This is a genomic window from Planctomycetaceae bacterium (assembly GCA_041398785.1).
Classification (GTDB): domain Bacteria; phylum Planctomycetota; class Planctomycetia; order Planctomycetales; family Planctomycetaceae; genus JAWKUA01.
The window spans coordinates 41,293-59,387 of sequence record JAWKUA010000011.1 but is presented as its reverse complement, the minus strand read 5'-3'; the positions used below and the strand labels follow the sequence as shown (position 1 = coordinate 59,387).

Here is an 18,095-nt window from a genome sequence, read left to right as displayed (position 1 = left end):
GACGTCGCGCGGCCGGCGCGATTCGGTTTGTCGCAGCGGCGGAGCTGGCTGCTCTGGTGAGAATGCCGGCCGGCGTTATCATTCGGTCGCACAGACACGGATGACTTCTCTCCATTTCAACGAACGGACTGGCCTTGATTTCGCAAGCCTTTCAGCACTGCCACGGCCTGGGACCTGTGAAGCTGCGTCAACTGGCCGAACGCGGTGTGACATCGTGGCATGACGTCGTCGGCGATCCCGACTGCATTCCGGCCGGTTTGCGTTCCGCTGTTGTTGCCGAATGCCAGCGATCACTGCAGGCACTGCAGGACGACGACATCGGCTGGTTCGTGGACCGCTTCAGTCCCGGCGACAAGTGGCGGATTCTGTCGCAGTATCACGACCGTACCACCTTCTTTGATATTGAAACGACCGGTCTGGAACTTGACGCGACGATTACCGTCATTGTCTGCTGGCATCGGGGACGGCTGCATACATTTGTGGAACACGAAAACCTGGACGACTTTCTTTCGCTGCTGGATGATGTCGAACTGCTGGCATCGTTTAACGGAACTTCGTTTGACGTGCCTCGCGTGCTGGACGGATTTCACATTCCTTCGCTGCCGTGCCCTCATCTGGATCTGCGGTGGCTGAGTCATCATCAGGGACTGAAGGGCGGCCTGAAGCGAATCACGTCACGGCTGGGTTTCCCGCGTCCGGCGGACCTGCACGAAACGGACGGCGAAATGGCTGTTCGATTGTGGTGGGACTGGCGGCAGCGGCAGGACCAGGCGGCTCGCGACCACCTGATTCGTTACTGTGCGGCGGACGTGTTAATGCTGGTGCTGTTGTCTCAGCATCTTGCGCGTCGACAGGACGTTTCGGCGGACGACCTGTGGGCTCATCTTCCGGCAAGCCCCGCGACTCCCGTAGCGACGCAGTCAACGGATCGGCGTGCCAGGTTTGTTCAGAGCATGTTCGGGGGCGCGAGTCCGGCCACGCTGCGAACTCGCCGACGACGACGACGCTGAGCAGCTCTGCAAGCACCGCAACGGCGGGCGTCAGTTCGCGACTATACCCTGCGGTCCGGCATCGCGAGCTTCGCCCGCGGCAACCGAACTTCCGGACTGCACGGAACGACGCGACGGCGCGAAGCAGCACAGCAGCGCCGGCAGAAACACCAGGTCCGCAAACAGCGCCGCGGCAATCGTCATCGCTCCCATGCTGGCAAAGATGTGATGATCGCGGGAATCGCTGAACGACACGATTCCGAAGCCGGCCAGCAGCACCGACGTCGTCATCACCAGCGCCACGCCGACTCCCGTGAACGCGTTCCGAATCGCCGTCGTGCGGTCCCCGGTGCGGTCGTATTCTTCTTCGAACCGCGTCAGAAAATGGATCGTGTCGTCAACGGCGATTCCCAGACACACGGTGAAGGCCAGCACGCTGACCAGTTCCAGCGACTGACCGCTGACCGCCAGCCAGGCTCCGGTGGCCGCCAGCGGAAACAGGTTAGGCACGACGGAAATCAGACCGATTCTTACCGACCGATACGTCAGCCCCAGCACAAAGAAAATGACCAGCGCCGCCGTGCCCAGGCTCAGGGCAAGGTCGATGACGATCTGGTACACGTTTTCCCAGCGGCTGATGGCCATTCCGGAAAGCTGCAGATGAAAGTCCGGGTGCCGCTGTTCAATCTGCTTCAGCCCGGCCTGCACGCGTCGAAACACGGAATCGAACCTGGCGATACCGAGATCCTGAACTCGAAAGTTGACCGTCGCGTAACGATATTCGGGAGTAAAGAACGCTCGCTTCAACGGCGGCGGCAGCAGTTCGATCATCGACATGCGGTCTTCCGCCGGTCCGCTGCCGGGAAGCGAATCCACCAGATTCCGGATGCTGAGCGGATAGCCGATCAGCGGTTCTGTATGCAGCAGATCATCCGCTTCGGTCACCACCTGCAGAATCTCCGGCGACTGTCGGCCGACGTCGGACGACCATGATACGTCGACTCGGGAAAACTCCAGCCCGCCGAGATTCTCGTCCATGTGCTTCAGCGCTTGGTAGGCTTCGCTGTGTTCCGGAAGAGCGTTGGAACGTCGTTCGTCGGGCCGAAGTGTCAGCGACGCGGCGATCAGCAGCGCCGTCGATCCGATGCCGATCGCGCTGACCAGCTTCGGGCGTCTTAACACCGTTTCAATCAGTCCGGCGATGCGGTTCAGATTGCGGTCGATCAGGCTGCCTTCCTGGCCGACATGAATGTTGCGGCCCAGGCGAGTTCCGCTGGCGAGAGGAATCACCGTCACCACCGCCACAAACATCAGCGCCACGCCGATCACACAGCACCAGCCGAATTCCCGGACCCAGTCGTTTTCCGCCAGCATCAGAGATCCGAAGCCGATGCCGGTGGTCAGCGACGTCAGAAAGCAGGCCATCCCCACCTGCTTCAACGCCTGCCGCACGGCCGGTCGTTCCTTCAGCCCCGACGCCTGCAGCTTGCGAATCTGCACAATCAGATGCACGCCGTCCGTCATTCCGACCAGCACCAGCAGTACCGGCAGAATGATGTCGATAAACGGGTTCTCATCTAAATCGAAGTACTGCAGAATTCCGATCGTCCAGATCAGCCCCGTCACGGGCGCCAGCGTGACAATCAACACGGCTCTGACACCGCGAAACAGGAAAATGGCCATCAGTAAGACGGTGCCGTAACCGATTGCCTGATACTTGACGCGGTTTGATTCGTGAGCCTCCAGCATGGTGACGACTGCCGGAACGTGTCCGGTAATCTGAAAGCTGAGCGGCACGTCGGGAAAATCGGCCGCCGCGCGTTCGGCGGCTTCGCGCAGCTCGACAGTGACCTGTTCGTTGGTCCGCACGAAGTCCCAGTCGAACGAAATCAGCAGCAGCGTTGTCCGGCCGTCTTCCGACAGCAGTTGGCCTCCCACCAGAGGATGCTGCATCGCCTTTTCCTGCGCCGCGGCGAACCGCTGTTCGGATGCCTGAGACCGCGGAAACAGCGGTTCCGGCAGGCCGAAAATGTTCAGCACCGGAACACGATCCATCCACAGAATCCGCCGGACGTAGTTCAGTTCTTCCAGTCGATCCACAACATGACGCATCGCCTTCGCTCCGGCGGGAGTAAAGAAGGCGTCGCTTTGAACCACCAGCACCGCGTCGGAATTCGACAGGCTGACGGGATCCACGTCGGGCGGCGTTTCGAAGACTTCATTCGCGGCCCCGGAACCGTCATCCACCGTCGTTTCCAATTCCGGCGTCACCAGCCACGACCGCACGAGTTCCGGATTCCAGTACCCCACAATCGCAATCGCCGTCAGCGCCAAAACCAGAGCCGCAGTCGCGGACCGGTGGTCGGCGGACCAGATCATCAAAGCATCAAACGTTCGTCGCATATCAGAAAATCACCGGCCGATGATGACGCAGTCAGGTCGCAGCGCGTCGGGTGTATGGACCGGACAGATCATAGCCATCCGCGCCGACCGAAGTGTGCCTTGTCCCCTCGTCCGCAAAGCGGGAGAGGGAGATTTTTCTGCGTCCAGCGGAAAAATCGGGGTGAGGACCGGCCGCGCGATCGACCGGTCACGGGCAACGGCTGGACGCGGCTGCTTCGGTCATTAGACGATCGACAGGTGAGAATTTACCAATGCAGAGCGACAATAGCTTCACCCTCCCGTTTCAACGGGAGCGACGGTCTTGAAATGGTTCAAGGTTTTGTTGAGAGAAAAGTTCCGAATTTCTGAGACTCGATAGTGAATCGAGTTGACGCCCTCCCTCGTTTGATCGCCTGCACGGCGATCAAGCTTCGACCCTCCCGTTGAAACGGGAGGGTATCTTCTCATCTGCCGCAGGCATTAGTTCATTGCGTTTGTTGCGGCAGTCAGTTGTTCGACGCTGATAGTGGCGTCGGCGTCGGGAATTTCATCGGCGACAAATACCAATCTTCCGTGAAGTCCGCCGACTGGCCGGGCTGCAGGCGTTCGCGGGACCGATCGGTTCCAGTTCGACCATCGCGTTGTCAGGATACCAAACCGAAATCGTCAAACCGGCGGCTTCGTTGTAGACGCGATCGGGAAACGTGCGGAACCGCTTGACGAACAGCAGATCATTCGGCGCGACGTATGCGATTGTTCCGGCATAGCTGTCGAACCCCAGCTTGGGTTTCCGCGGAGTCGGCCCGATCTGCAGGTAGTCGCTCCGCCGAACGATGGCCGGATCTTCCGGACGCATGTTGATCAGCCCGCCTTCTTCGTACAGCACGTAACCATTGGGAAAGCGGCTGTTCGCAGTCAGCGGAATGAAGCACAGTCCTTTTCCGACGGCAAACGTGCGGCTCCAGTGACACCATTCCTTCGGTTCGTCCGACACGTTCATGATCGTCTGAGTACACGTCAGCTTTGAAGAATCGGCGGCCAGCGTGAAGCTGCGAATCAGCCGAACTCCCGTGTTGGGGTCGTCCTGGCTGGTCATGCGAGCCGATCGCGGGCCGGTGATTTCAGCGGTCCATTCACCGCTCCACAGGACTTCTCGCGGCGGGATGATCAGTTCCGGACCGATGTCAAATCGACCGGCGGACGACGGCGGCCGGTTGCCGGGTTTCCAGTTCTTTTCGTCGTCCGAAACGTACAGGACGTTCCTGCCGTTCAGTGAGTACTCCAGCACTCGCCCCCCGACCTGCGGGCACAGAATCACAGTCACACCGGCATCGTTTTTCAGTTCGACGGCCTTGTCGTAACCGTGGAACGTGACAATGTCCGCGGCGTCCGCGATCGCGCCGGCGACAGACCCGCCAAGAATGCAGAAAAGTACGGCCAGATGTCGGGGTCTCATCGTTGTGTTCCTGCAATGGAAAACGGAATGGTGCGGACAGCGTTCTCGCAGCAGGCGAAGGATTTCGGTGGTGAATCTCGACGCCGATACCTGCGCGAACGGCATCTTTGGAAGGGTGTCGGTCGACGGTTTATTCAGCATCGTCCGCTTGTGCCGCGTCGGGTTCATCGGCGTTGGGTTCAGGCGTCGCGTTTTCGTCGGTCGCAGTGTCGTCGACCGGGGTCGCCCGCCCGCACCGCCACGCCCCGGACCGCCAAAGCCACCCGGTCCCGGTCCGGTCATGCCGCCGCCGGGTCCGCCGCTTCCCCATCGGTCCCATCGGCGGACCGGAGGAATCCGCCCCGCCGGCCGGAGCTGACATCATTTGCTTATCCGGTTCCGTCGCGGAAGAAATGAATTTCGGCGGGTCCGTCTTGTCGGCGATGACATAGACCTGCAGCTTTCCTGGACGAAACAGACTGAACCACGAATAGCAGTACTCCGTGTAGTTGTCGTTTTCGCTGACGAGTTCTTCCTTCGGTGACATCGAAATCAGCTTTTTGGCTTCTTCCAGCGGCAATCGTTCGCCGGTGGAGTCGTTGCTGAGTTTTTCCAGAGCTTCGGCCGTCTGCCGCTGACCGAGACTCGCTCGCAGTTCAATGGCGGCAACGGCGACCAGCGCGACCAGCAGGACGCCGGACACGATCTTTCGGACCGGTGAAACACCCGGTGGTTTGCTTTGTTGTTTTGGTTTGTCTGCCATGAAAATTCCCCGCTCGTACGTCAGTATGCAGAAGTCAACTCCAGCGTCCCGGCACTCATTTCAGCTCCTGCCAATCGCGGGAAAACGATAACGGGAATTGAACCGGTTTGCACTGCGACCGAAAAAAGAAATGACTCACCGGGGAAATGCGAGTGCTGACCCAAATGCTTTTCAGCCCCGGCGAGCCGTCACCGCGTCGACCGCTGGTGAGATGCACAGGCAAAAAACGTCAGCATGAACTGCCTGCGTCTTGAGTTGTTCTTCGCCAGCGAACGCGAAGCAATGTCCGCGCATGCACCTTTCCCAGCGCAGCGTCCGGGAGAGGTCGGGCGAGCGGAGCGATGCCCGGGAGAGGGCCGACTGCGCGTTCAGCGTCCTTCGCACACAGCACGACGAACGCGCGGTCGTGCCCTCCCCGAACGTCGCTTCGCTCGTTCGACCCCTCCCCGATGGCCTTCGGCCGGGAGGGGTGCTTGCCAACCTCGCGCCCGCGCGCTGCATGTCCGTCCTTCGCAACCAACCTCGCCCAGCTCGCAGCGTCCGGCCGGGAGAGGTCGGGCGAGCGGAGCGATGCCCGGGAGAGGGCCGAGGGCCGAGCGGGTTCGGCGTCCTTCGCACACAGCACGACGAACGCGCGGACGTGCCCTCCCCCGAACGTCGCTTCGCTCGTTCGACCCCTCCCCGATGGCCTTCGGCCGGGAGGGGTTCCTGCACCAGCGCCGCTCGTTGCAGGTCCGCGCATGCACCTCTCCGCGTTGGCCTTCGGCAGGGACGGGGGCTTCGGCTGCGGTGGTCACGGACCGGTGCGGTCCATTCGCCGCGGAACGTGATGGATTGTCGCTTCCTGGCGTCGGTTGCCGAAGCATTCCGTGACCCGCTAAAACCCGCGTCCGGGTTGTGTCCGAGAAGACCAGGCCCGGCCGAAAGCTGCGGCAGACACGGATTATCAGGCCGCATCCTTCGGGCGATCGGTAGCACCTGCGAGTTCTCGCGGCGATCACCTCAACCACCACAACTTCCAATTCCCACCACGAACCCGAACGACGCATGAAAGCCATTCAGCTACAGCAGCCCGGACAGTTCCGACAGATTGATATCGACGATCCGGGGCTGCCGGGATTCGGACAGGCGCTGGTCAGGACTCACTGCATGGGGATCTGCGGTACTGACGTCAGCGGCTACCTGGGCAAGATGCCGTTCTTCAGTTACCCGCGAATTCCCGGTCACGAACTGGGAGTTGAAGTGCTGGCGGTGGGCGATGACGTCGCGAATGTTCGGCCCGGCGACCGCTGCAGCGTGGAACCCTACATGAACTGCGGCGAATGCTATGCCTGCCGCCGCGGAGCTTCGAACTGCTGCGAGAAACTGAATGTCATCGGAGTGATGATCGACGGCGGACTCTGCGAACACTTTCTCATCCGCGCGGAAAAACTTCATCCTTCGCGGAAGTTGTCCATGGAACAACTCGCGCTGGTTGAAACTCTGGCGATCGGCTGCCATGCCACGGACCGCGGACAGCCCATGCGTGACGATCACGTGTTGATTATCGGAGCCGGTCCGATTGGCCTGGCGACGCTGGAATTCACGCGCCTGACAGGAGCCATCGTGACGGTAATGGATATGAATGCCGATCGCCTTGAGTTCTGCCGACAAACCTACGGCGTTGCTCACACAATTGCCTTCCGGGGCGACGGCAGCGAATTGGCTCAGATGATGGATATCACCGGCGGAAACAAATACTCCGTCGTCACCGACGCCACAGGCAGCAACAAATCGATGTCTGCGGCCCTGGCATTTGTCGCTCACACGGGATCGCTCGTTTATGTCGGGATAACGACGCAGGAAATCAGTTTCGTCCACCCGGTGCTGCACAAGCCGGAAATGACTCTGAAAGCGTCACGCAACGCTCTGCCCGCCGACTTCAGCCGCATCATCGGACTGATTGAAGACGGAACGATCAATACCGATCCCTGGATCACACACCGAATCGGTTTCAACGATGTGGTCGAAGAATTCGACCGGCTGACGAAACCGGAAACCGGCGTCATCAAAGCGGTGATCGACGTCGCGGATTAACGTCCGGCGACAGCCCGATCCGAGGCTACAACAGCGATCCCGGACGGCTGAATGGTGGTCGGCGAACCCAATCTTGCGAACTCCGTGTCGCCACCTGCACCAGCGGCGCGACTGAGACAGCGATTGTGGACCGCTGCGATTGCGTCGAGTAGACTGCGCTTGAACTGTGTGGACCATAACGCAGCACTGTTTGAACGCGCCTGCGACGAATCTCCGGCCGGCCGTTCCAGGGCGGCTTGTGGCAGTATCGAGTCAAATGGTGAAGTCGCCAAACCCATTCGACGCCTTCCCTACCACAAACCTGCCGGTGCATCGTGAGATTCACGGCAGGCATGCCCGACCGCCCCGCCTGGACTCCCGCCTTTCCCCCTGATCAAGAGTCGTTGCCATGCTGATCAGAATTCTCCGGCTGCCTGCCGCGATTGTCCTTGCGGCTTCAACGGTGTCCGCCGCGGACGTTGACTACGTTCGCGACATCAAGCCGCTGCTGTCCGAAAAATGTGGTTCCTGTCACGGAGCGGTGACGCAGGAGGCGGGGCTGCGGTTCGATGCCGGAACGCTCATCCAGAAAGGCGGCGACAGCGGCCCGGTAATTCTGACAACGCAGCCGGATCAAAGTCTCCTGATTCAACGCGTGACAACAGAAGACCCGGTCCTTCGAATGCCTCCGAAAGATGCCGGTGACGCGCTGACCGATGCTCAGGTGGCACTTCTGACGGAATGGCTTCGCAACGGAGCTGTCTTTCCCGACAACGAACATATCCCCGCAGGACCCGACAGTCACTGGGCGTATCAGCTTCCGGTGAAAGTGCCGATTCCCGGTGTGATTGCGGAACAAACGAATCCCGTCGACGTCTTGATTCAGGCCAGGCTGGATGTCGCGGGGCTGACTCCCCTGCCACGCGCCGACAAATCTACGCTGCTGCGCCGTGTGTATCTGGATCTGATCGGACTGCCGCCGACTCGCGAGCAGCGCAATGAGTTTCTGGCCGACGATTCGCGCGACGCGTGGCCACGGCTGATTGACCGTCTGCTGGCCGATCCCGCCTATGGAGAACGCTGGGGACGCCACTGGATGGACGTCTGGCGATACAGTGACTGGGACGGCTATCAGAATGAAGTTCGAGGCAGTCAGCGGCACATTTGGCGGTGGCGTGAATGGATCATCGAGTCACTGAATGAGGACAAGAGCTATGACCGGATGATTGTGGAAATGCTGGCCGGCGATGAAGTGGCACCCGAGGATCCCGACACGCTGCGCGCCACGGGATTCCTGGCTCGAAGCTTCCACAACAGCAATCGCGACATCTGGCTGGACGCCGCCGTGGAACATACGGCCAAGGCATTTCTGGCCATGACCGTCAACTGCGCTCGCTGCCACGATCACAAATACGATCCCATCGTCCAGCGCGAGTACTACGGCTTTCGAGCCATCTTCGAACCACATCATGTTCGCACGGAACGCGTTCCCGGCGAATCCGATCTGATGAAAAGCGGCATTGTGCGAGCCTACGACAAGACTCCCGATGCCGAAACCTGGGTGTATATCAACGGAAATGAAAAGCAGCCGGATAAGGAACACCCCGTCGCGCCGGCGCTGCCTTCGATTCTGGATCTGCCCTTCGAACCGCAGCAGGTCAGTCTTCCAGCCGTTGCGGCGTTTCCCGCGCTGCGAGAATTCATTCGGCAGGAAGATTTCGCCGCCGCTGAAAATCGGCTCAATACCGCTCAACAGAAGCTCAGCCAATACCGCGCCGCATCTCCGGCCGAGATCGCTGATGCAGAAAACGCGGTGGTTCCGGAAATCCCCGAGCTGGCGGATGCGATCGTTCCCCGCATTCCGTCGGAAGAAGACGTCCTGGAACAACACGTTCTGGCAGCAGAGACGGCACTTGCCGGCCTGAAGGCTCGCTGGGCCGCTGACGTCGCGAAGTTCTCCGATGCCGATGAGGGACAGCGAACGCAATTGGCCAAAGACGCGGCTGTCGCTCAACAGGCCGACAAGATTCAGCAGGCCCGCGCCGACGCACTGCAGAAGAAACACAGTCTTGTCGAAGCTCACAAAAGCCACGAAGCAGACGCCGGCAAAAAACAGGCCGCCATTGCTGAAGCCGCGAAGGCCTACCAACAGGCCGCAAAAGCCGCCCTGGATGCCGGCTACGGAAAGTCCGCCGAGGAATTGCCGGAACCTGCGGAATATACGCCGGTGGGAGAAACCTATCCGGCGGTGAGCACCGGACGACGCCTGGCTCTTGCGAAATGGATCACGCATCGTCGCAACCCGCTGACGGCGCGAGTGGCCGTGAATCACATTTGGATGCGGCACTTTGGTGAACCACTGGTTGCGAACATCTTTGACTTCGGGTTGAAGACCCCCAGGCCAAGTCACGCCGAACTGCTGGACTGGCTGGCGGTTGAGTTTATGGAACACGACTACAGCATGAAGCATCTGCATCGGCTGCTGCTGACATCCGGCGCGTATTGCCGGGCCTCAGCAGGAGAAACAGCGCTGATGGCGGCCAACGACCGCGTCGATCCCGACAATCAAATAATGTGGAAGTCCAATGTGCGGCGGATGGAAGCGGAACTGGTCCGGGACAGCGTGCTGCATGTTTCCGGTGCCCTGGACACCACCAGGGGCGGCCCGGATTTAGACTTCCAGGACGGCGAATCGATTCTGCGGAGAAGTGTCTATTTCCGTCACGCCTACGAAAAACAGATGACCATGCTGGTGATCTTCGATGCCGCCGGACCATCCGAATGCTACCGCCGGTCGCCGAGTATTATTCCGCAGCAGGCCCTGGCACTATCCAACAGTCCGCTGACGTTCGACGCTTCGCGCCGGCTGGCGTCTCGCATTGCGGCGGAAGCCGGCGATTCCGAACAGGGATCGCAGAATGCTCAGGAAAAAACCGCCAATACGACCGGAGAACGATATATCCGGATCGCCTTTCAGACCGTTCTGGGCCGGTCCTGCACGGACGACGAATTGCAGGCCTGTACGGAGTTTCTGGCGACGCAATCGGACCGGCTGTCCGCTTCCGATCAACTGACTCCACTGCCGGGCACGGCCAAAACAACGGTGTCGGCCGCGACCGATCCGCGGCAGCGAGCACGAGAGAATTTGATCCACGTGCTGTTGAATCACAATGATTTTGTCACCATCCGATAGCGGTTTGTTGAAGAAGGCGGCTGTTCGGCGGCACACAATTGGTCCTGAGTATGGGAAAATGGCGCGTAGTGAATAACCCTACAGGCGCGATCGCATGGGAAAATCTGCTGTCGTCGGTTGTTTCCAAACCACCATCCTACTATTTTCATTCATCCAATTGTGCCGGGCAGCGCCTTGTCGGCGCCCGGTCGGGTGTGAGTGTCTGAACCTTTGAAACGATTTGGTGGTGCATTTTGGCTAAGAAAAGCGATTTCAATCTGTCGGCGGCCGTACGTGAAGCGGTGAAGGCAAATCCGGAGATGTCAGGTCCGGAAATCTATCGACTGCTCAGCAAGGAACAGTCGGGGATTAACAAGAGCAGCGCGGCGTATGCGTTTTCGATGGCCCGCAAGGCTCTGGGTATGGGTTCAAAGCGAAAGAAGCGCCGAAAGGTCGGCTCGGGAGCGGGAGTTGTGAAGAAAGTTGCCAAGCCTCAGGTGGACACGGTTTCCTTTTCGTCTTTGAAGGCGGCTAAGCAGTTCCTGGCGTCAAACAAGAATGACCTGGACAGAGCGATCGCTCTGCTTCGTCAATATCACGATCTGCAGAAGTAAATGAGTTTCACACCGGAACATCGCCGCGCGTTTCTTCGCGATCTGGGCCTGGGATTCGGCAGTGTTGCCGCCGCCGCCGTCCTTGGTCGCGAAGCCGCCGGCGTTCCGGGCGGCATGGCCGACATCGCTCCAAAAGCCAGGAGCGTGATCTGGCTGTTTATGATTGGCGGCGCCAGTCATCTGGAAACATTCGATCCGAAACCCGCTCTGAACAAATACGCGGGGATGACCATCGAAGAAACGCCGCTGGCGCATGTGCTGGATTCGCCGTATCTGGCCAACGAACGCGTCGTCGCGTTCGACCCCAATAACGGATTCATCCGCAAGGAATGCTACCCGCTGCAGGTCGGGTTCCGCCGGCGCGGCGACTGCGGCCTGCCCGTCAGCGACTGGTTCCCGCACCTGGGCGACTGTGCCGATGACCTTTGCGTCATTCGTTCCATGTGGACCGAAGACAGCAATCACGGTGCTCAGCTTCAGTTTCATACCGGCCGGCATCGCGTTGATGGATTCTTTCCGACAATCGGTGCCTGGGCGAATTATGGCCTGGGATCGCTGAACGAGAACCTGCCGCAGTTTGTTGTGATGGGAACACCGGTTGCCGACTGCTGCGGCGGTCGCGAATGTCACCGGGCCAACTACCTGGGCCCGCAATACGACGGCGTTCCTCTGAACATTGACCCGATCAATCCGCTTCCCTATGCACGGCCGGTGGCTGGCGTCTACCGGGAAGAGCAAACCGGTGAATTCGAACTGCTGCGGGAATTGAACAGCATCACGGCCGCCGATTATGCCGACGATGAAGCGCTGCGAGCTCGGATGAAGTCATACGAACTGGCGTTCCGAATGCAGACGGCGGTTCCGGAAGTTGTGCAGTTTGATGATGAAACGTCGGCGACGCAGCAGTTGTATGGACTCGACCAGGAAGAAACGAAAACCTTCGGTCAGCAGATGCTGACGGCTCGACGTCTTGTGGAACGCGGCGTCAGGTTCGTTCAGGTGTATCACGGAAGCAACGGCGGAGCGGGCAACTGGGATTCTCATTCGGGACTGAAACCCGGTCATTCCAAACTCTGCCGGCAGATCGACCAGCCGGTGGCCGGATTGCTGAAGGATCTGAAGCAGCGCGGGCTGCTGAACGAAACTCTTGTTGTGTGGGCCACAGAATTCGGCCGGACCCCCGGTTCTCAGCACAGTGACGGACGTGATCACCATCCGTACGGTTTCAGTGTCTGGATGGCCGGCGGCGGCATCAAGGGAGGCATCGCTCACGGTGCCACGGACGAAGTCGGATTTCATGCCGTCGAAGATCGACACTACGTCACCGACATCCATGCCACCGTGCTGCACCAGCTTGGCCTGAACCACCGAAAACTGGTGGTTCCCGGCCGGCAGCGACTGGACAAAGACTTCGGCGAAGTGATTCGCGAAGTCCTGGCCTGAACGCTGTCCCCCCGGCGTCACGCGGACTCGTCGTGAATCGTCACGCCCCACAGGATCGACCCCGAAGGCCGGTCCAGCCGATGGCTGTAGCTGACAGTCACCGTCCTGCCGACAAACTGCGATAGCCGGGCCATGCTTCGTTTTTCCAGAGCATCGAACGGCCCGCTGGCCGAATTCGAATACGCCCGCAGTGCCACGGAGGAACCGTCGTTCAGTCTCAGGAAATAGCAGCCGGCGCGAATGGCATCGGGCGTGCTGACCGCGTCGCCCGCCTGCAGAATGACTCCCTTGACGGTCGTCAACTGCGACCGAGCGGCTTCCACGGCGTCCAGCACGTTCAGGTTTCCGCTGCCGTAGCGATCATTCGGAACGACAACACCCGCGGGAACATCGGTGGTGTGCAGCAGGATCGTGCGGACTTCCAGTTCCGTCAGTTGCGGAGCGGCCGAAAGTACAAGCGCCGCGGCTCCGGCCACAAGCGGCGTCGCCGCCGACGTGCCGCTGAATGTCCCGTTGAAGTTATTGTCGGTATGCCCGTTCGCTCCCACGTTGTCGGTCGTCCACAGGTTGACTCCCGGCGCGGAGATATCGACTTCCGGTCCGAAGTTTGCGCCCCAGGTTTGTCCGTGCGAACCGGGTTCCTTGACCCTGCCGTCCGGTCCGACTGCCGAAACAGCCAGCACGCCATCCAGCCGCGCGGGAAAGTCCACCGCCTGATTGTCATTTCCCGCAGCGGCAACAAAGACACACCCCAGAGCTTTGCCGTCGGAATTGACTCGCCCGCTGGTTCTTGCCCGAGCGATCTCATTCGCAATCTGCTGATTCGGAGGAAAGAACCAGCTGTTGCTCAGCACATCGACTTTCAGATCCTGCCACGCTTTGCGAATTCCCTGCACGATGTCGTTCATGTTGATACTGAACTGACTGTTCTTCATGCAGGCGATACGAATGGCAACCAGTGAGCATCCGTTGCCGATTCCGGTCACTCCGTCGTCGCTGGCCGCGATGCCGCAGACCAGACCCGCGCAGGCAGTGCCGTGATAATCGGTCGGTTCGACGCTGGGAAAATCGTCGTCCTTGACAGCGTCGAAACTGGCGACCAGTTGTGGTTTCAGGTCTGGGTGAGTCGCGTCGACACCGACGTCCAGAACAGCCACTTTGATGGACGGATTCCCCTTCTGAACCTTCCACGCATCAAGCGCCGACGTGAGTTCCAGGTAGTACCGATTCGGGGCGGCCGACATCGAATCGCCGTTGGCCATCAGCCCCGGACGATCGGCGATCATCACCAGTTCCGGAATCGCGAACATGATCTCTTCCAGCGCGGAAAGTTCAGCCGCCTTATCGAACGGGTCGCCGGTTTCGTCGACCAGTTCGATCCGGTATTCGTTCTCGAAATGATCTTTGGCGAAGCGATTGGGAGTACGGCAGCCGTGCTTTTTCAGAAGACTTCGGCGGCGCTTCGTGCCCGGCTGAAACCCGACCGTCAGCCGGTGAGTCCCGATGACTCGCGCCGAACCGAGCCGGTATACGGGAGTCACGCTGATCACTTCATTCGACTTCTGCACTTCGTCTCTGACCGAACGAAAGCCCGGCTTGCGGCGCAGATCCGCCACGGGAACCAGAGTGTACTCTTCTCTCGGCACCTCGATGCGGTCGTGAAACGTTCCGAGTTTTTGGCATTCCTCGACAACTCTGTGCCGGTCGCTGCGCGCCGTACGGTTGCGGTAACGCACGGCGACAAAATCCGGGTCGCGGTGCAGCGTGACCGTTTCGCCGCAGACGTCGTAGCTGACGGTGTTCCTGTCTTTGCGAGTCTGAAGTGGCATCGTGGTGTGATTCGCAACCGATGTTTGCCGGCCGGGCTTTGCGACGGTGGAACCGGCCCGCTATGGACGGCACGCGCCGTCGCCGCCGGTTCCGGAAAGTCCCGCTCGGCCGATGTCTGTCTGCGGCGGAACCAGTTGTCCGGCCAGTTCGCCGATCGATATCTGATCGACAACCGGGATCTCTCCCCGCCGCTGCTCAATCGTGATCTGATGCATCGATGCCAGTTGGTTTTTCACGCGACTGACAGTCGGTGACACGATCGGGATTCGAATCCGCGAAAAGATGTTTCTGTTCGCAGCTTCCGAACGGCGCTGCGCCGCGGCCTGCTGCTGTTGCATCGCCTGATGCAGCGCGGGAGCCAGCACACCCGCCAGCACGACCGGCATTTGTTCCAGGCGAGTGAATTCCGCGACGTCGCCGTCCTGAACTCCCGCGTTCAGCATCGCGGCATCAAACCGCGGCAGCGACTGAAATCCGGAAAGTCCAGCGGAACCGCTGGTGCGATCGCCGGCAGTCGGCGACGTGTCGGTCCGGACGCCATCCAGCGCAATCGTGATTTCGTCCGCTTCGCCGGAGTTCCCTTCGATCAGGATTCGAAAGGTGATTTCCTTTTCCCGGTTCTCGACGGCGCTCGCGATGCTTTCCGCGACGGCGGCGCGGTCGGCGGTTTCACGGAAGTCTGTGTCGTTCGCGCGCTTGACGGCCGCGACGACGTCATTCGCTGCAATGCCCGAATCACCGGCGACGGTTCCCGGGCGAGTCCCCGTGATCGTATTGGATTCTCCCATCTCGAATCCCAGGCGCTGCAACAGCACCAGCCCGTCAGTTCCGGTACTGCTGACACCGGCAGCCGCGTCGTCCTCGCGATTTGTTGCTTCGTTTCGTGAACTGACATTCGACAGCCCGCCGGGCGTGTCCGCGCTGACCGGCAGAACGAAACGTTCCTGGATCGCACCGCGATTCCGCTGCAGCACGACGACAGTCGGCGTTGCGGCGACAAGCGGCGATGTCGTCAGAGCGTACTGTCCGGTGACTTCGCGGACGGTCGAACAGTCGCGGCATTCTCCTTCGACACTGCTGAGCCCGCCGACCTGAATTCTTGCCCGCCGCCCGGCTGATCCCGCAGCGTTGTCGTCTGCCACGATACGAGCTGGACGGTGTCTCCCGGACTCAACTGGATCTCGCCCGCCATGTCCGATTCCACCAGAGTCAGCGGAAGGTAGTAGTTCACGGCCGCTCCGTTTTCGCGGCGGCGAAGCTGAACCAGCAGCTGATTCCGTTCGGTGCGATCAACCGCGGGACCGCCGGACCGCAGAATCGCCTGCAGCAGCGTCAGTCCCTCCGCGGGAACGGCGATCGTGCCAGCGCAGCCACAAGTCCGCCGACATCCACCAACTGCGGTGGAGCCGCCTGGTCGACAACCTGCACAATGTGACATCCGCACATCGCCAGGCACACCAGCGGTGCCGCAGCGGTCAGACCGCGTCGAAAACAACATTGCCGATTGCTTCGCAGTCGAGTTCGCACGGTGTTCTCCCGGTGTCGTGTCATGCTGGTCCGAAGCGAAGTTGAAGTGTGTTCCCGGCTCGGCATGAGGCCGCCTGATGCGTGGCCGGCGGGTCGGGAACATTCAGCCCTGTTGGCCGCGTGTCAAACAAAGGCGATCTTTCGGTCACGATGTCAATACGAAATGAGGTCAGTACGAATGATGGCCGCGAACATCCTGCGAACCGGCCGGCAACCGTGCTCGCCCAGGCCCGGCCGGCAGCGTGACGCGAGCCGGCAGAGCCGACATTGACGCCGGATGGGCGGACACACCGCGGGACGCTGTCGGCCCGGATCCCAGCGACGGAACACGGTTCGATGCCGGATAGACAACGTTGCTTGTGAAGCCATCGATCGGCTCGCCGAAGGCTGCTCCGTCGTGACACGTTTCCGCGCAGAGATGCTGCGTGAGAAATTCGGCCAGCCGGACTTCAAACATCGGGTCATCGAATTCGAAGACCGCGGCCGCTCGAATGGACGACACCTTTTGCAGCGACTTCAGCCCGCTCGAACGTTCGCCGACATCCGACAGGCCCGCTCGCAGACCGCCCGTGCGCAGGTCGGCCACGCTGCCGAGAATCCGGTTGATGGCGGTGGATACGTCGGCAATCGTGCGATCCTGCAGTTCGTTCTGAATGCTGGTGATGTATTGATCTTCAAAACCCAGCTTGTAATTCAGCGTCCCGGCGGCCGGCCGTTTGAAATCGACCGTGAAAATCTTTTCCGTTTCGATGTATTCGTGATCCACGTCGACGGCCACGACCGGTTCGGACAGTGTCTGCAGCACCGACTGACCGTTGTTGTTGACGACAACGGTTCTGTCGAACGTGACGGGAGTCAGCGTGTCGCCGTCCAGTGTCAGAAATCTCGTTTCGCGGACCACGACTTTCAGGTGCGTCGGAACCTTTACCGTGATCGGCACTCCCTTTGTTGTGCTGTCCGTGTATCCCGTGTCGCAGACGTCGCGTTCAATCAAAGTGCTGCTGATGGTCGCGCATCCGCAGGCCGTCATCAGCGTCGCGACTGCCGATATTTGAAACCACCGCATGATGCTGTTTGCCCCTGAAGAATGCCGGCCGGTCGTCTGTTCGGACAGACCGCCGGCGACCTGCGCTACAATCCGAGCGACGTTCCGGCGACGCCGAGTCCGCATTCCAGAAACTGATGAACCTGAAGTTCGAAGTCCGCGTCGTCAATCGCAAAGACCTTCGCGGCGACGACGTTTGTCACGGGAAGGATGTTGTCCCCGGACAGTTCGTCGCGGGAATTGGCGATCGCAGACGGACGTTCGCCCTTCGCGTTCTGGCCTGTGGCTGTCGGAAACGTGCCGCCTGAGCCGACGTTGGTGAATGAAAAGTCGGCCTGCGTTCCGCCGACGGTCACCGCCTGCAGTGTGTTGGAAACAGCAACACCGATCTGAGCGATCGCGTCGTCCGCCAGCCGGTTCTGGATGACCTCGATCGACTGATCCGGGCTCAGGTTCGTGTTGTAGTTCAGAGTTCCGGCGACGGGCCGCTTGTAGTCGACGGTGAAGACCTTGTCCGTCTCCAGAATCTGAGTCCTGAAGTCCCAGCTTCGAAACACGTTGTTTTGTTCGTCAACCGCCGGCCGGACGCCCCTGCTGCCCGCGTCGACAAGGTACAGCTTCTCGACGATCTCCACTTTGATGTGCGTGGGAACGCGCAGGGTGATCGGATAGCCCGTGGTCTTGTCCTGCTGCCACTGTGTGTTGCCGGGATCGCGAAACAGCATCGTGCTGCGAGCGGTCGTGCAGCCGCAGACCAGCAGTGCCGCAATCGAAATCGCAGCGACGGTTCCTGCCGGCAGACGTTTCATCCGCGGCACATGATTGTCGGGATGGCAGGAG

The 18,095-nt window shown here is 60.4% G+C and carries 13 protein-coding genes; 5 read left to right on the top strand and 8 right to left on the bottom strand.

Translation table 11 applies throughout. The features are described 5' to 3' along the window. Positions 1 to 134 precede the first annotated feature (134 nt). A complete protein-coding gene (locus R3C19_14195) occupies positions 135 to 1,010 on the top strand; it encodes a ribonuclease H-like domain-containing protein (GenBank protein MEZ6061492.1) in 876 nt (291 codons plus the stop codon). Between the two features lie 30 nt (positions 1,011 to 1,040). On the opposite strand, the gene R3C19_14190 is transcribed toward R3C19_14195, so the two are convergent. From R3C19_14190 to R3C19_14180, 3 genes are all read right to left on the bottom strand, one after another. Next, entirely contained in the window at positions 1,041 to 3,392 is a 2,352-nt protein-coding gene (locus tag R3C19_14190) for an efflux RND transporter permease subunit (protein MEZ6061491.1), read from the bottom strand. A gap of 526 nt (positions 3,393 to 3,918) precedes the next feature. Next, positions 3,919 to 4,827, bottom strand: a complete 909-nt coding sequence (locus tag R3C19_14185; GenBank protein ID MEZ6061490.1) for a hypothetical protein — start codon at positions 4,825 to 4,827, stop codon at positions 3,919 to 3,921. A gap of 130 nt (positions 4,828 to 4,957) precedes the next feature. Continuing rightward, on the bottom strand, positions 4,958 to 5,569 hold the full coding sequence (locus tag R3C19_14180) for a hypothetical protein (protein MEZ6061489.1): 612 nt from the start codon (positions 5,567 to 5,569) through the stop codon (positions 4,958 to 4,960). Between the two features lie 1,047 nt (positions 5,570 to 6,616). Here R3C19_14180 and R3C19_14175 point away from each other — a divergent pair. From R3C19_14175 to R3C19_14160, 4 genes are all read left to right on the top strand, one after another. After that, on the top strand, positions 6,617 to 7,645 hold the full coding sequence (locus tag R3C19_14175; GenBank protein ID MEZ6061488.1) for a zinc-binding alcohol dehydrogenase family protein: 1,029 nt from the start codon (positions 6,617 to 6,619) through the stop codon (positions 7,643 to 7,645). A gap of 388 nt (positions 7,646 to 8,033) precedes the next feature. Next, on the top strand, positions 8,034 to 10,817 hold the full coding sequence (locus R3C19_14170) for a PSD1 and planctomycete cytochrome C domain-containing protein (GenBank protein ID MEZ6061487.1): 2,784 nt from the start codon (positions 8,034 to 8,036) through the stop codon (positions 10,815 to 10,817). A gap of 233 nt (positions 10,818 to 11,050) precedes the next feature. Beyond that, positions 11,051 to 11,410 (top strand): hypothetical protein, encoded by a 360-nt coding sequence (locus R3C19_14165; GenBank protein MEZ6061486.1) that lies wholly within the window; start codon positions 11,051 to 11,053, stop codon positions 11,408 to 11,410. Then, the gene (locus tag R3C19_14160; GenBank protein ID MEZ6061485.1) at positions 11,411 to 12,853 is read left to right on the top strand and encodes a DUF1501 domain-containing protein; all 1,443 of its coding nucleotides are present in this window, start codon (positions 11,411 to 11,413) and stop codon (positions 12,851 to 12,853) included. Between the two features lie 17 nt (positions 12,854 to 12,870). On the opposite strand, the gene R3C19_14155 is transcribed toward R3C19_14160, so the two are convergent. The 5 genes from R3C19_14155 to R3C19_14135 form a co-directional block, all read right to left on the bottom strand. Continuing rightward, positions 12,871 to 14,682, bottom strand: a complete 1,812-nt coding sequence (locus R3C19_14155; protein ID MEZ6061484.1) for a S8 family serine peptidase — start codon at positions 14,680 to 14,682, stop codon at positions 12,871 to 12,873. A gap of 60 nt (positions 14,683 to 14,742) precedes the next feature. After that, positions 14,743 to 15,825, bottom strand: a complete 1,083-nt coding sequence (locus R3C19_14150) for a hypothetical protein (protein MEZ6061483.1) — start codon at positions 15,823 to 15,825, stop codon at positions 14,743 to 14,745. Between the two features lie 190 nt (positions 15,826 to 16,015). Beyond that, positions 16,016 to 16,210: a hypothetical protein gene (locus R3C19_14145; GenBank protein MEZ6061482.1), complete on the bottom strand. Its 195-nt coding sequence runs from the start codon at positions 16,208 to 16,210 to the stop codon at positions 16,016 to 16,018. A 169-nt stretch (positions 16,211 to 16,379) separates the two neighbouring features. Then, positions 16,380 to 17,276 (bottom strand): hypothetical protein, encoded by an 897-nt coding sequence (locus R3C19_14140; GenBank protein MEZ6061481.1) that lies wholly within the window; start codon positions 17,274 to 17,276, stop codon positions 16,380 to 16,382. 65 nt (positions 17,277 to 17,341) lie between these two features. Continuing rightward, positions 17,342 to 18,064 (bottom strand): hypothetical protein, encoded by a 723-nt coding sequence (locus tag R3C19_14135; GenBank protein ID MEZ6061480.1) that lies wholly within the window; start codon positions 18,062 to 18,064, stop codon positions 17,342 to 17,344. Positions 18,065 to 18,095 lie beyond the last annotated feature (31 nt).

Excerpts from the sequence above, each read along its gene's own strand:
- R3C19_14190 (MEZ6061491.1), bottom strand. The coding sequence starts at position 3,392 with ATGCGACGAACGTTTGATGCTTTGATGATCTGGTCCGCCGACCACCGG.
- R3C19_14170 (MEZ6061487.1), top strand. The coding sequence starts at position 8,034 with ATGCTGATCAGAATTCTCCGGCTGCCTGCCGCGATTGTCCTTGCGGCT.
- R3C19_14180 (MEZ6061489.1), bottom strand. The coding sequence starts at position 5,569 with ATGGCAGACAAACCAAAACAACAAAGCAAACCACCGGGTGTTTCACCG.
- R3C19_14140 (MEZ6061481.1), bottom strand. The coding sequence starts at position 17,276 with ATGCGGTGGTTTCAAATATCGGCAGTCGCGACGCTGATGACGGCCTGC.
- R3C19_14175 (MEZ6061488.1), top strand. The coding sequence starts at position 6,617 with ATGAAAGCCATTCAGCTACAGCAGCCCGGACAGTTCCGACAGATTGAT.
- R3C19_14185 (MEZ6061490.1), bottom strand. The coding sequence starts at position 4,827 with ATGAGACCCCGACATCTGGCCGTACTTTTCTGCATTCTTGGCGGGTCT.
- R3C19_14135 (MEZ6061480.1), bottom strand. The coding sequence starts at position 18,064 with ATGAAACGTCTGCCGGCAGGAACCGTCGCTGCGATTTCGATTGCGGCA.
- R3C19_14155 (MEZ6061484.1), bottom strand. The coding sequence starts at position 14,682 with ATGCCACTTCAGACTCGCAAAGACAGGAACACCGTCAGCTACGACGTC.
- R3C19_14160 (MEZ6061485.1), top strand. The coding sequence starts at position 11,411 with ATGAGTTTCACACCGGAACATCGCCGCGCGTTTCTTCGCGATCTGGGC.